The following is a 13,932-nucleotide window of genomic DNA, read 5'->3' on the forward strand; positions in this document are numbered from 1 at the left end:
CCGCCAAGCGCGCCACACCGGCACAGATTGCCGAGATCAATGCCGCGCTGGCTGAAATGGAAGCCGTTGTCGACGACGGCGATCGCTTCGCCAAGCCTGACCTTTTGTTCCACCAGACCATTCTGCGCATGACCGGCAATGAGCTGATCGGCTCGCTGGCGGCACTGGTCGAAACCGCATTGGTGATGAGCTTTCGCCTCTCCAACGACAATCCGGACGGGCAGCGCTATTCTTTGCCGCTGCATCGGGAAGTAGCCGAGAAGATTGCATCCGGCGACGCGGCCGGCGCGCAAAAGGCATTGCTGGTGCTCATCGACAATGCCGAGGAAGACGTGCGCCGCAGCGTCGAAAACCGCAACAAGCGCCGCCAGGATCGGGAACAGACATCGTGACCGACACCAAACGCAAACTGCGGTCCGAGGCCTGGTTCGGCGGCGAGGGCAAGAACGCCTTCATGCACCGCAGCTGGATGAAGAACCAGGGCATTCCCGCCGACGCTTTCGACGGCCGCCCGGTGATCGGCATCTGCAACACCTGGTCGGAACTGACCCCATGCAATGCCCATCTGCGCGCGCTGGCCGATCACGTCAAACGCGGCGTCTATGAAGCCGGCGGCTTGCCACTCGAATTCCCGGTGATGTCGCTGGGCGAGAGCAACATGCGCCCCACCGCCATGCTGTTTCGCAATCTGGTCAGCATGGATGTCGAAGAGTCCATCCGCGGCAATCCGATCGACGGCGTCATCCTGCTGGTCGGTTGCGACAAGACCACGCCGGCACTGCTGATGGGGGCTGCGTCGTGCAATCTGCCGACCATCGCTGTTTCCGGCGGGCCGATGCTCAACGGCAAGTTCCGCGGACAGGATATCGGTTCGGGCACCCATGTCTGGAAATTCGCCGAGGAAGTGAAGGCCGGTCGCATGCCGGTCGCCGACTTCCTCGCCGCAGAGCAGGGCCAGAGCCGATCGGCGGGCAGCTGCATGACGATGGGGACGGCTTCGACCATGGCCAGCATGGTCGAAGCGCTCGGCATCGGCATGCCGGACAATGCCGCGATCCCGGCTGTGGATTCACGCCGTGGCGTGCTCGCGCAGATGGCCGGACGCCAGATCGTCGATCTCGTGCGCAGGGACGTGACGATCGCGCAGATCCTCACCAGGCAAGCGTTCGAGAACGCCATTCGCGTCAACGGCGCGATCGGCGGCTCGACCAATGCGGTGCTGCATCTGATCGCCATCGCCAACCGGGTCGGTGTCGATCTCAGCCTGGACGACTGGGACCGACTTGGCCGCGACGTTCCAACCATTGTCGACCTGATGCCGTCAGGCCGGTTCCTGATGGAAGATTTCTACTACGCCGGGGGGCTAGCTGCGGTCATGGCGTCGCTTGATGAAGTGGGGCTTCTTCATCGCGACGCCATGACCGTCAGCGCCAAGACCATCGGTGAATTGATCGACGGCGCGCCCAACTACAACAGCGAGGTGATCCGGCCGCTGAGCCAGCCGCTGACCAAGGAAGGCGGCATCTCGATCCTGCGTGGCAATCTGGCGCCTGACGGGGCGGTCATCAAGCCGTCGGCGGCAACGCCCGAGCTGATGCAGCATCGTGGCAAGGCGGTGGTGTTCGAGAACATCGAGCACTACTACGCGCGCATCGACGACCCGGAGCTGGATATCGACGCCTCCTCGGTGATGGTGCTCAAGAACTGCGGGCCGCGCGGTTATCCCGGAATGGCCGAGGTCGGCAACATGCCGCTGCCGGCGAAACTGCTGAAGCAAGGCGTCTCCGACATGGTGCGCATTTCGGACGCGCGCATGAGCGGCACCGCCTACGGCACCGTGGTTCTGCATGTGGCACCGGAAGCAGCCGCAGGTGGCGCGCTGGCGCTGGTGCGCGACGGCGATCTCATCGAGCTCGATGTCGCCGGCCGCCGGCTGGAGCTTTTGATATCGGATGAGGAGCTAGCAATCCGCCGGCGTGACTGGCAGCCGCCAGCGCCACCGGAGGGCGGCTATCAAAGCCTTTATGTCGAGCGCGTTCTACAGGCCGACAAGGGCTGCGATTTCGACTTTCTCGTCGGCCGGCGCGATGCCGGCATTCCTCGGCATTCGCACTAGAGAGGCGCGCGATGACGGATGAAATCGGCTACGCGATCTATCCAAGCCTCAAGGGCCGCAGCGTCTTCATAACCGGCGGCGGCAGCGGCATCGGCGAAAGCCTGGTGCGCCATTTCTGCGCGCAAGGCAGCCGCGTCGCCTTCGTCGACATGGCCGAAGAACCATCCCAACGCCTGGTCGACGCGATCGCGGCCGAGGGACATGCCGCACCGCTCTTCATTCCCTGCGACCTGCGCAACGTGGAAGAGTTGCAGGCGGCAACCGTGCAGGCGAAGCAGCACAATGGCCCAATCCAGGCGCTGTGCAACAATGCCGGCAATGACGACCGCCACCAGACCAAGGACGTGACGGTTGCCTACTGGGACGACCGCATGGCGGTCAATCTGCGCCACCAGTTCTTCGCGGCGCAGGCGGTGCGTCCGCAGATGAGCACGTTGGGCGGCGGCTCGATCATCAATTTCGGCTCCATCACCTGGATGGTCGGCGATCCGGATTGCCCGGCCTATGTCACCGCGAAAGCCGCTGTCTACGGCATGACACGGGCGCTGGCCCGCGAACTTGGCCCCGAACGGATCCGCGTCAACTGCATGGTGCCGGGCTGGGTGATGACCGAGCGCCAGATGCGCCTGTGGCTGAACCCGGCCGGCGAACGCCAGATCGCGGAAAGGCAGTGCCTGCCCGACCGGCTGCAACCCTCCGATATCGCGCGCATGGCGCTGTTCCTCGCTGCCGACGACAGCCGCATGTGCACGAGTCAGCAGTTCATCGTCGATGCGGGCTGGGTGTGACCCGTACGGTTTCAAAGGAAGAAGGTTAGTTCATGCGTCTTGTTCAGTTCAGAATGGCCGACGGCAGCAGACGGGTTGGCCGTGTGTCGGATGATGGCAACCACCTGCACCCGCTCGACAAGACCAGCTCCGTGCTGGAGCTGGCCGAAGCGGCAATCGCCCAGGGCACGTCGATCGCAGCGCTGGTCGAGAAACGGACCGGCACCGCGACGATCGACTACGACCAGCTGTTGCGCGATGGCCGGGTGCTCGCTCCGGTCGACCATCCGGAACCGGCGCGCTTCCTGGTCACCGGCACGGGCCTGACCCATACGGGAAGTGCCGCTGCGCGCAACCAGATGCATATTCTGACCCATGGCGAAGGTGCCGACGAATCCGATTCCTTGAAAATCTTCCGCATGGGGCTGGAGGGCGGCAAGCCTGGCGCTGGCAAGATCGGCATCCAGCCGGAGTGGTTCTTCAAGGGTGTCGGCACCTGCGTTGTGCCGCCCGGCGCGCCGCTGCCGATGCCGGCATTCGCGAAAGCAGGTGCAGAGGAAGCCGAGATCGTCGGGCTTTATGTCAATGGGCCTGACGGCCATCCCTATCGCATCGGCTATGCGCTCGGAAACGAATATTCCGACCACGTGACGGAGGGCGAGAACTACCTCTACCTCGCCCATTCCAAGCTTCGCTCCTGTTCGATCGGTCCGGAACTGCTGATCGGCGACCTGCCCGAAGAAGTGCGCGGCCATTCGCGCATCCTGCGCGACGGCGCTGTCATCTGGGAGCAGGAATTCCTGTCGGGCGAAGCGCACATGTCGCACTCGATCGGCAATCTCGAACACTTCCATTTCCGCTACCCGATGCACCGCAGGGCGGGCGACCTGCATGCCTATTTCTTCGGCGCGGCGGTGATGAGCTACGCCTCCGGCGTCAAGACGGCTTCCGGCGACGAGTATGAAATCCAGGCACAGACATTCGGCAAGCCACTGCGCAACCGGATGGTGTCGGTGCCGGACGAGGGACTGGTCGCTGTCACCCAGCTGTGACGGCGAAGGTCCGGAAACTGCGGTCCACCAGAATGACAATGGGAGATTGAAAATGGGACTGAAAAAACTGTTTCTAAGAATGGCGACGATCGGGCTCGGCATCGGCCTGATGACATCGGCGGCGCTCGCCGCGAACCTGCGGGTTCTGGCCTGGGACGGCTACGCCGATGCCGACTGGGTCAAGGACTTCACCGCTGCAACAGGCATCGGCGTCGATGTCGTGTTCATCGGCAGCGATGACGAGATCTGGGCCAAGATCAAGGGCAGCGAAGGCCAGGACTTCGACGTCTTCGCCGTCAACACCGCCCAGCTGCAGCGCTACATCAAGGCCGACCTGGTGTCGCCGATCGACGTGACGAAGCTCGCCAACCAGAAGGAAGTGCTGCCGCGCTTCCGCGATCTGACGGCGGTGAGCGGCGTCACCAAGGACGGCAAGGTCTACGGCATTCCGTTCTGCTTCGACTCCATCGGCCTGATCTACGACACCGACAAGGTCAAGCCGGCGCCGACCTCGATGTCGGTTCTGTGGGACCCGGCATACAAGGGCAAGGTTCTGGCCTACGACAATGGCGAGCACAATTTCTCGTTCACCGCACTGACGCTCGGCTACAAGGATCCGTTCAACCTCAACGAAGAGCAGATGGCGGCGGTCAAGGCCAAGCTGGTCGAACTCAAGCGCAACGTGCTGAGCTTCTACACCACCGCCGACGAGGCGCAGCAGATCTACCAGAACAATGATGTGGCCCTGATCTGGGCCAATTACGGCCAGCAGCAGGTCAAGGCGCTGCAGAAGATCGGCGCTCATGTCGCCTACGTCAATCCAAGCGAGGGTGCGCTTGCCTGGCTCGACAACTGGGTCATTTCCAAGGGTGTCCGCGACAATGCGGCGGCCGAGAAGTGGATCGACTTCATGCTGAGCAAGAAGGTCAGCGGCGCGCTTTCCGAACGCACCGGCTTCGGCAACACCGTGGTCGAGTCGAGCAGCGCCGGCGGCAACGACAAGCTGGTCTGGCTCAACAATGTCGAGGACCCGCTCAAGCGTTCGGACATATGGAACGAGGTCAAGGCCACGCCCTGACCTTTCCGTTCTATGCCTTCGAAGGACCCGGCGGTCCGGAGGTTCCGGACCGCCGAAGCGTATGCGAGAGTATTTCATGAACCAGAACACCGACCTGCTGACGCTACGGTCCGTCTCGAAATCCTACGGCACGGTTCCCGTGCTGCACGACATCGACCTGTCGATCCGGGACGGTGAGTTCCTCACCGTGCTCGGGCCTTCGGGCTCCGGCAAGACCACGGTCCTGCGGCTGATCGGCGGGCTGGAGCCGCTGACCTCAGGCGAGATCCGGCTGGACGGCCAGGACATCAGCCGCATGCCGATCAACCGACGGCCGTTCAACACCGTGTTCCAGGATTATGCGCTGTTTCCACATCTGACCGTTTCCGGCAATGTCGGCTATGGGCTTTCGGTTCGCCATATCCAGCGCAAGGAAATCGCGCGCCGTGTCGCGGAGGCCCTCGACCTGGTCCAGCTCGGGCGTTTCGCCGACCGCTTTCCCGCGCAGCTCTCCGGCGGCCAACGCCAGCGCGTCGCACTCGCCCGTGCGCTGATCTGCCAGCCGCGCCTGATCCTGCTCGACGAGCCGCTGGCGGCACTCGACCTCGAACTGCGCCGGCAGATGCAAGTCTTCCTGAAATCTATCCAGCGCGAAATCAAGACCACCTTCCTGTTCGTCACCCATGACCAGGAAGAAGCCATCGGCATGGCCGATCGGATCTGCGTCATGGAGGCCGGCCATATCCGCCAGCTCGGCACGCCGCACGACCTCTACTACAAGCCGAATTGCGAGTTCGTCGCGCGCTTCTTCGGCGAGAACAATCTGGTGGCCGGGAAACTCGGACCGATCCAGGGCGAGCTGCGATCGATCGAGACGGCGCTCGGGCGCCTGGTCTGCTCGATCAGCAACCAGCCGCATTTGAAAGCCGCGACGGATGGCGCCAGCGCCTACGCTGCATTCCGCCCCGAGGCCTTGTATCTTGCGGATGCAAAGGACACCGACAACCGCTTTCCCGGTACGATCTCCGACATGGCCTTTGCCGGCTCATCGACCGTCGCCACCATCACGGCTGGCGCCGACAATGCCGCGCAACGCTTGCGGCTGCGCGTGCCGAGCCGGGTCGACGGCAGCGCGCTCAAATCCGGCGAGGCTGTATCGCTTTCGTTTGCGCCGCATGAAGGCCATCTGGTGCTGGCATGAGCAAAGCCGACTCGACGCTGCCTGCGGAAAGACGACTGTCGCTGCCGGTGACAGTACTGGCGTTTGCCTTGCCGGTGATCTTTGTCCTGGTGCCGCTGGCGATCTTCCTCGGTTACAGCTTCTTCAGCGTCGACCAGGGCACGATCGTCTACGGGTTGTCACTGGGCAACTATGCCAGATTCTTCACCGATCCGGTCTTTCTCCCGGTGTTCTGGAACACCATCGTGCTGTGCGTCTCGGTGGCCATCATCTGCATCCTGCTTGCCTATCCCGCCGCCTATTTCCTGACGACGCTGAAAGGCCGCTGGCGCTACGCCTTGCTGATGCTGCTCTTGGTGCCGCTGTTGATGAGCTACGTCATCAAGATCTATGCGATCCGCAGTATCCTCGGCCTCAACGGCTTCCTGAACAAGGCACTGGTGGCGCTCGGTATCCTGCAGGAACCGTCGACGCTTTTCGTGTTCAACATGAACGCCATCCTGCTGACATTGACCCTGCTCTTGATCCCCTTCGCCGTCCTGCCGATCTTCCTGTCGCTGGAGCGGATTCCGCAGGTGCTGCTGCGCGCCTCGGACGATCTCGGCGCGAGCGGCTTGCAGACCTTCCTGCGCATCACCTTGCCGCTCAGCCTGCCCGGCGTCGCTTCGGCGGCGAGCTTCGTCTTCGTGCTGGCGATCGGCGATTTCCTGACGCCGCAAATGGTCGGCGGGATCAGCGGCTTCACCTTCGGCCGCATCCTCTACAGCCAGTTCGGCACGGCCTATAACTGGCCCTTCGGCGCAGCGCTGTCGGTGGCGCTGGCCGTCGTGGTGATCGCGGCAATCCTCATCGGCGAACGCTTCGGGCGCAACCGGGGGATTTCGGTATGAGCGCCCTGCCCCGACTGTCCACCATCTTTCTGGCCGCGATCACGACACTGGTCGCGGTGCTGCTCTACAGCCCGCTGTTCGTACCGATCGTGTCGTCGTTCTTCACCATTTCGCATGGCAATGTCGACTGGTCGTCGCCGACCCTTGCAACCTATGTCGCGCTGACCGAGAATCACGACATATTGGCCGCCTTGCGTACCACGCTGATCGTTGGCGTCTGCACCGTCGTCCTGTCCGTGGTCAGCGGAACGCTGCTGGCACTCTACTATCACAGCCGGCGTTCCGGGCGTTCGCTCCTGCAGTTCATCATCTTCCTGCCGTTCCTGATGCCGCCGATCATCAGCGGCCTGGCGCTGCTGATCTTCTTCCGCGAAATCGGCCTCGAACGCTCGCTGCTGACGGTCGTCATCGGCCACACGGTCTTTGTGCTGGCGATCGTCTATCGCACGGTGCTGATGCGGCTGCAGTCGATGAGCCGCACGCTGGTCGAAGCGTCCTACGATCTCGGCGCCACGGGCTGGCAGACGTTCTGGCGCATCATCCTGCCGAACCTGTCGAGCGCCATGGTTGGCGGCGCCATCCTGGCCTTCGCGCTGTCGTTCGACGAGACGATGATCACCATCCTGGTCACCGGCACCCAGAGTACGCTGCCGGTCAGGCTGTGGGCGATGATGCGGCTTGGCTTCTCACCCGACATCAATGCGCTGGTGGCACTGATCCTGATGTTCACCGTGCTGCTCTGCGTGCTCGCCGCCCGGTTTCTCATCCCCAGGCAAGTCGCGACCGAACGGACTTGAGTGCAGGCAGATATCATCGAGGCAAGGCTGATGGACCGAGGTCGAAGACCCGTCCCCTATTGAGGATGTTCCTGGGGTCAAGGGCTGCCTTCAGCCGCCGCATGGTGGCGATCTCGGCATCGCTGCGCACCAGATGCAGCCACTTCTTCTTGTCGAGGCCGATACCATGTTCGGCCGAAACACCACCTCCGGCCGCCGCCACGCCGCGATAGACGATGTCATAGGCCGCCGCCGGATCGACCGTCAGGACCTGATAGTGCAGATTGCCATCGCCGAGATGGCCGAAGACATAGATGTCGGCGCCAGGGTCGATGGCATGGATGGCAGCGTCCGCCTCTTCCAGGAACGTTCCCATGCGCGCCAGCGGGATGCTGATGTCCACGCCGATCAGACCCTTGATCGAAAACAGGACGCGATTGGCGTCCTCCCGCACGTCCCAGAGGGCACGGAATTCGCGCGGCGACTGCGAGACCACCACATCGTCGATGACGCCATCCTCGACCGCCTGCATCAACACCTCGGCGAAGCGCTCGCCGTCGCGTTCCGGCTCGTTGCCCTGGATCTCGGCCAGCACATAGACGGGCGAGCCCGCCGGCAGCGGCGCCGGCATTGCCATGCTGGCGACCATGAGGTCATAGAGCGGTGCGAAGTTGACCTCATAGGCGGACAGGAGTGGACCGAGCTTTTGCCGCAGGAGCCCAAGCAGGGCGATCGCCGCGTCGAGCGAGGAGAGCGCGCAGAAAGCGTTGACCTCGGACGCCGGCTTGGGATGCAGCCTGAGCGCGGCGCGGGTGACGACGCCGAGGGTTCCTTCCGTGCCGATGAAGAGCTGGCTGAGGTCGTAGCCGGAATTGTCCTTGGGCAGGCCCTTGAGCGACGTCAGCACGCTGCCGTCGGCAAGCACGGCTTCCAGCCCCAGAACCTGCGCCCGGTACATGCCGTAGCGCAGCACACGGATGCCGCCGGCATTGGTGGCGACATTGCCGCCGATCGTGGCCGAACCGCGTGCGCCGATATCGACGCCGAACATCAGCCCGGCGCCGTCGGCTGCCTCCTGTACCGCCTGCAATGTCGCGCCCGCTTCGGCGACGATGCTGGCAGCCTGGCGATCCGGAACGGCAAGGCCGGTCATGCGCTCCAGCGACAGCACCACCTCACCCGGCTGCACACGCGCGGCGCCTGCCAGGCTGGTGCGTCCACCCTGGACGACAATTGGCTGACCGAGATCGTTGCATGCGGCAAGTGCTGCCGCGACACCTTCTGTATCACGCGGGCGCAGCACCGCTTCGGGAAGCGCGCCGAGCATGCCGTCGGGATCGTCGCGATAGCGCTGGTCCACCTCCGGACCGGCGAGCAAGCCGCCGGCGCCCAGCCGACTGTCGAGAGCAGATAGAAGTTGTTGTGTTTCGGGTGACATCGGCCAATCCTATTCATGATCGGCTTCTGGTCAAACTCTGATCGGTGCAAACGCCGCATGATCGGTCGTGACAATGTGGGGCTGGCCGACCGTCCGGCATCGATCGCGATGAGATCGGATCGACGCCGGACGACAAGTCGTTTTACTGAAGCTTCGCTTGCAGGGCGTTGACGTCGTCGGTGGTCATTTCGCCGTCGGTCGCCACCTTGCCGTCGACGATCTTCCACAGGCGGAAGGGGCCGGTGATGTCGCCATATTTGTCGAAGGCGACCGGGCCGATGACGCCTTCGTAGCGGATCGGCTTGCCGTCCTTGATCAGGCCGAGCGCTTTGGCGAACTCTTCCTTGCCAGCAAAGATCGGCGTGCCGGCCGGATCGACCGCCTTGTACATGGCGTCCTTGATCTTGGCCGGATCCTCCGAACCGGCAATGGCGATGGCGAGACCAACAATCGCGCCGGCGTCATAGGAACGGTCGGCCGCTGGATTGGTCGGTTCGATGCCGGAGAATTCCTTGTAGTTCTTGGTGAAATACTCCGTCGAGGCCGTCGGGCTGGTGCCGGACGACGTGCCGTAGGCTTCCTTCAGATAATCGGCGCCGACAGATTCAATGAAGTCCGGGCTGTTCATGCCGTCATTGAGCAGGAATTTCTGCACGCCGCCCTGCGAGATCCAGGTGCGGGCAACCGTGGCGCCGTCGACCGGCGTGCTGACGAGATAGAGCCCGTCCGGTTCGCCGGCCATCGCCGCCGTGACTTCCGATGCATAGCTCGACTGCTTCTCATTGTAAGGCGTGTCGGACACGATGGTGCCGCCGAGCGCTTTGTAGGCGCGCGAGAATTCGGCCACCATGTTGACGCCGAAGTCGTTGTTGACGTGGATGATCGACAGCTTCTTGAAGCCCTTGTCGACGGCATATTTGGCGGCGGCGACGCCCTGCAGCGCGTCCGAGGTGATGGTGCGGAAGAAGATGCCGTTGGTCTTGCCGTCGCGGCCGAGTGCGGTCAGCGTCGGCGAGGACGACGCCGGCGAGACCTGAACGATCTTGGCCGGTGCGGTGACCGAGGTCAGGATCGGGATCGACACCGACGAGATGATGCCGCCGATGATGACCGGCACCTTCTTGACCTGAACCAGCTGGGTGGCGGCGTCGACCGCGATGTTGCCCTGGCTCTGGCTGTCGCGCGTGTCGGTGATGAGATCGCAGCCGCGTACGCCGCCGGCGGCGTTGATGTCGCGGAAGGCCATCTCGACCGACTTGGCGCCGGCCTGGCCGTATTCGCCCGCCGGGCCGGTCAGTTCCATGACGAGGCCGACGGTGATCTTGCAATCGGCGGCCTGTGCCGCACCCGCCATCGTCACAAGAGCGAGCGCGGTTGTGAGTTGGAGTATCGTCTTTGCCATTGTTGTTCCCCTTTCGTTACTCAACTGTATTTGATCTCTGGAGCCTGTTTCAGCGTTCCGGCACCTGCAGCCAGGTTTCATGCAGATGTCGCCATTCGACGCCGTTGGGCGCCGATGAACTGGTGGTGAAGACGGCGCTCGACTGGCGACGGCTGTGCTTGCCCGCGCGTAGCTGCGCTTCGACATAAAGGACGACGATGGTATCGGCGTCCTGCCAGCCGGGCCGGATGTCCTCGATCGAAATGGCAAAACCGTCGTCGCAAGAGGCGCGGCTTGAGCGGACATGATCGACGACCGCTTCGCGATCGAGGACCTGCCCGTCCGGCGCCACCATGCTGAGGTCTTCGCCCATGGCGCGTTCGAAGCGGCCGAAGTCCACCGTGTTGGCTCGCGCGGCGACGAACCAGTCGACGAAGAAGCGATGCAGATCGATGATTTCGGCGCTGGCGCGTGAAAACAGGGAGGGTTCGCCGCTCATTTCTTCCCCGCATTGAGGTTGTAATGCATGATCGAACCGTGGCGGCCGTGGCGGTCGCGCTCCAGCGTGTAGACGTCACCCTCGAGGCCGGTGCCCTGCGCGATGATGGCCGCTATCTGCGCCCGGCCCTCGGCGTCGAGCGCAACGTCCATGGTTTTCGCATTGGCAATGGCGTGCGCCTGGTTGCGGGCGCCGACGATGACGGCCGCCACTTGCGGCTGCTCCAGCACCCAGGCGCTGGCGATGGTGGCAATGTCGACGCCATGGCGGTCGCCAACGGCCTTCAGTGCCTGAAGCAATTGCTGGAACAGGTCCCAGCCGCCGAAATCATCGATGATCAGCTTGTATTTGACCAGCGAACGGTTTTCGAGCGGCGTGACCGGTTCGGCCACGCCGAGCCATTTGTCGCTGAGAAAGCCGCCGGCAACTGAGCCATAGCAGAGGAAGCTGACGCCGTTCTTGGCGGCGAGGCCCACAAGGCTGTTGCCAGGCCGCTGGTCGAGCACCGAATATTGCAGTTGCTGGCTGACCAGCGGAATGCCGGCGGCGAGGATTTCGGCAAGCCGCGGCGTGTCAAAATTGGTGGTGCCGAGATTGCGCACCTTGCCTTCCAGCCGAAGTTCGTCGAGCCAGCCCATCGCCTCGACATAGCGAGGCTGATCATAGTCCCACCAGTGGAACTGCACGAGATCGAGCCGCTCGGTCTTCAGCCGCCGCAGCGACTGGTCGACAATGCCCCTGATGTAATCGCGGCTGATGCTGGCCAGCCGTTCGAGGTCGGGCACCAGCTTGGTGTGCACCTTCATCCGGGCCGCAACGTCGAGGCCGCGCTCGCTGGCCAGCCGCAGGCGCGCGGCGCCGATGAGCTCCTCGACACCGGTGTAGATGTCGGCGCAATCATAGGTCCAGATGCCGGCATCGAAAGTGGCGATCAGATCGGCAACCGCTTGGCTGCGGTCGATGGCGCCGTGGCCACCGGCCAGCTGCCAGCCGCCGCGAATGACGCGCGAGATGGTGTAGCCGGGGCCGAGTTCGAAGGTCTTGGCGGTCATGTCAGGTCATCCTCTTTCGGCAGCGGCACCGCCGTGGTCTCGGCGTGGCTGAACCGCCGCTTGGCCACCCTGACGATCCGGAGCCGGCTGGCGCAATTGGGATCGGGACAAGCGATCTCGGCGTCCGAGGTCATCCAGTCGTTCGGGTGGGTCAGGCGCTGCTTGGCCGCCAGCAGCGGCAACACGGCGGCGAGCGAATAGATCGAAAAGCCCTGCCCTGCCGGCATCGACAGCATCTCGCCCTTGAGCTCGAAATAGTCGCCGGCCTTGGCGCCGCAATAGATCGGTTTGCCCTTCGGGATGATCGCCTCGACGCGCAGATCGAACAGCTCGAAACTGTCGTCGGTCATGTCAAGCCTCCACCAGACTGAAGGTGACATCGCAGGCGCCGTTGCGGCGGATGACACCGCAAGCGGCGGCGAATTGATCGCGCTCCCCGGCACGCACCTGCGCCACCACGCTGCCGGCCAGCCAGCCGATCGGGAACAGCAGCCGCGCCCCCTGCCCGTAATAGAGGCCGATGTCGAAGATCGCATTGGGGTTGCCACCCCACATGTGTGGCGGCACATAGGATAGCACGATGTCGCCCGGCTGCGGCGTCAGCGTCGCGTTCTCGGCCGGCAACGGCCTGGCATAGGCCTGGCCCTCAAGATCGGCTGATGGAACCGGACATGAGATTTCCGGCCCTGTCCACATCGCATGGATGCCCGGGACGACGCGTGGCGTGCCGAGATAGGCCAAGAGGAAGGCAGCGTTTTCCGGTGCCTTCTCGGGCAGCAACAATGCCGTGACGGAAAGCTGCGAACGCGGCTCGGTGATCCTGATGGCGGTCATGTCTGGTCTTTCGCGGCGGCGGCCTGCAGCTTGCTGCGCAGGAAGGTGAAGGGTCGGCTGATGTCGGCGACCAGTGATTCACGCGCGGCCTGCGCATCCTGCGTGGACAGCGCCGTGACGATGCGGCGGTGATACTGGGCGGTGTCGACCTCGCCAGCTTCCGAGAAGGCATAGATGGCGACGCGGATGCAGGGACCCGATTGCAGCCACAGGCTCTCGATCATCGGGATCAGCACGGCCGAGCCGCAGGAACGATAAATCTCGAAATGAAAGCTCTGGTTGAGCGTCACTTCGCGATCGACGTCCTTCTTGTGCTTCAACGCCCGCATTTCGTCCCATTCGGCAAGAATGGTTTCGATGGTAGCGATCTGGCGCGGCCCCATGCGGGCGGCGGCCAGTGCGATTGCCTCGCCTTCGATCAGGATGCGGGCACGCAGGAGATCGTCGAGGCGTTCCAGCGTGATCGGCGGCACGCGCACCGAACGATTGGGCAGCGCCTCCAGCGCCTTTTCCGTGATCAGCCGGCCGAGTGCCTCGCGCACCGGCATGGTCGAGGTGACCAGCGCATCGGCAAGGCCACGGATGGTCAGCACCTGGCTCGGCTCGAACAGGCCGCCAATCAAGGCGCGGCGCAGTTCGGAGTAGACACGGTCCTGCACGGTTTCGCGGCCGACCGGCGCAAGCTGGGCAGCGATCGCCTCGTTGTTCTTTTCGATGGCAGCCTTTTGCATGGAATTCCGTTCTTGGCCGGTTTTCGGCTTGCGGATGAAATTAAAGCCGAATAGCGTGATCAAAGCAAGTGTGATCACAAATCATAATCAGGAGGCGGCAACGATCGCCTTCGGCCAGAGGGTTTGATGAGCGAGGCAACCAAACGGCAAGGGGAAACC

15 protein-coding genes are annotated in these 13,932 nt (G+C 63.5%); 8 read left to right on the plus strand and 7 right to left on the minus strand.

Going from position 1 to position 13,932, the window contains the following annotated elements; translation table 11 throughout:
- The 8 genes from EN935_RS06350 to EN935_RS06385 form a co-directional block, all read left to right on the plus strand.
- Positions 1–392: FCD domain-containing protein (locus tag EN935_RS06350; protein WP_164771027.1), on the plus strand; the 392-nt coding region annotated here is incomplete at its 5' end.
- Positions 389–2,116, plus strand: a complete 1,728-nt coding sequence (locus tag EN935_RS06355; protein WP_127262294.1) for an IlvD/Edd family dehydratase — start codon at positions 389–391, stop codon at positions 2,114–2,116. The genes EN935_RS06350 and EN935_RS06355, both read left to right, overlap by 4 nt.
- A gap of 11 nt (positions 2,117–2,127) precedes the next feature.
- Positions 2,128–2,904, plus strand: coding sequence for an SDR family oxidoreductase (locus tag EN935_RS06360; RefSeq protein ID WP_127262295.1), 777 nt, complete (start codon positions 2,128–2,130; stop codon positions 2,902–2,904).
- Between the two features lie 32 nt (positions 2,905–2,936).
- Entirely contained in the window at positions 2,937–3,935 is a 999-nt protein-coding gene (gene araD1, locus EN935_RS06365) for an AraD1 family protein (RefSeq protein WP_127262296.1), read from the plus strand.
- 52 nt (positions 3,936–3,987) lie between these two features.
- Positions 3,988–5,013: an ABC transporter substrate-binding protein gene (locus EN935_RS06370; protein WP_127262297.1), complete on the plus strand. Its 1,026-nt coding sequence runs from the start codon at positions 3,988–3,990 to the stop codon at positions 5,011–5,013.
- Positions 5,014–5,089: 76 nt separating this feature from the next.
- On the plus strand, positions 5,090–6,193 hold the full coding sequence (locus EN935_RS06375) for an ABC transporter ATP-binding protein (RefSeq protein ID WP_127262298.1): 1,104 nt from the start codon (positions 5,090–5,092) through the stop codon (positions 6,191–6,193).
- Positions 6,190–7,062 (plus strand): ABC transporter permease, encoded by an 873-nt coding sequence (locus EN935_RS06380; RefSeq protein ID WP_127262299.1) that lies wholly within the window; start codon positions 6,190–6,192, stop codon positions 7,060–7,062. Before EN935_RS06375 ends, EN935_RS06380 begins: the two co-directional genes overlap by 4 nt.
- Complete coding sequence (locus tag EN935_RS06385; protein WP_127262300.1) at positions 7,059–7,859, plus strand: ABC transporter permease; 801 nt, start codon at positions 7,059–7,061, stop codon at positions 7,857–7,859. Before EN935_RS06380 ends, EN935_RS06385 begins: the two co-directional genes overlap by 4 nt.
- A gap of 13 nt (positions 7,860–7,872) precedes the next feature.
- Here EN935_RS06385 and EN935_RS06390 read toward each other — a convergent pair whose 3' ends face one another.
- From EN935_RS06390 to EN935_RS06420, 7 genes are all read right to left on the minus strand, one after another.
- Positions 7,873–9,276: an FAD-binding oxidoreductase gene (locus tag EN935_RS06390; RefSeq protein ID WP_109661784.1), complete on the minus strand. Its 1,404-nt coding sequence runs from the start codon at positions 9,274–9,276 to the stop codon at positions 7,873–7,875.
- A gap of 142 nt (positions 9,277–9,418) precedes the next feature.
- Positions 9,419–10,678 carry an ABC transporter substrate-binding protein gene (locus EN935_RS06395; RefSeq protein ID WP_109661782.1) on the minus strand — a complete coding sequence of 420 codons (1,260 nt, stop codon included), beginning with the start codon at positions 10,676–10,678 and terminating at the stop codon, positions 9,419–9,421.
- A 49-nt stretch (positions 10,679–10,727) separates the two neighbouring features.
- Positions 10,728–11,156, minus strand: coding sequence for a DUF4440 domain-containing protein (locus EN935_RS06400; RefSeq protein ID WP_109661780.1), 429 nt, complete (start codon positions 11,154–11,156; stop codon positions 10,728–10,730).
- Positions 11,153–12,208 carry an aldo/keto reductase gene (locus tag EN935_RS06405; protein WP_127262301.1) on the minus strand — a complete coding sequence of 352 codons (1,056 nt, stop codon included), beginning with the start codon at positions 12,206–12,208 and terminating at the stop codon, positions 11,153–11,155. The genes EN935_RS06400 and EN935_RS06405 overlap by 4 nt, the downstream gene beginning before the upstream one ends.
- Positions 12,205–12,558, minus strand: a complete 354-nt coding sequence (locus EN935_RS06410; RefSeq protein WP_126068219.1) for a TIGR04076 family protein — start codon at positions 12,556–12,558, stop codon at positions 12,205–12,207. The genes EN935_RS06405 and EN935_RS06410 overlap by 4 nt, the downstream gene beginning before the upstream one ends.
- Position 12,559: 1 nt before the next feature.
- Positions 12,560–13,042: a DUF3830 family protein gene (locus tag EN935_RS06415; protein ID WP_109661775.1), complete on the minus strand. Its 483-nt coding sequence runs from the start codon at positions 13,040–13,042 to the stop codon at positions 12,560–12,562.
- Positions 13,039–13,773, minus strand: coding sequence for a GntR family transcriptional regulator (locus EN935_RS06420; RefSeq protein ID WP_013532980.1), 735 nt, complete (start codon positions 13,771–13,773; stop codon positions 13,039–13,041). Before EN935_RS06420 ends, EN935_RS06415 begins: the two co-directional genes overlap by 4 nt.
- Between the last annotated feature and the right edge of the window lie 159 nt (positions 13,774–13,932).

The sequence above is a fragment of the Mesorhizobium sp. M7D.F.Ca.US.004.03.1.1 genome (assembly GCF_003998635.1).
GTDB classification, from domain to species: Bacteria; Pseudomonadota; Alphaproteobacteria; order Rhizobiales; family Rhizobiaceae; genus Mesorhizobium; species Mesorhizobium loti.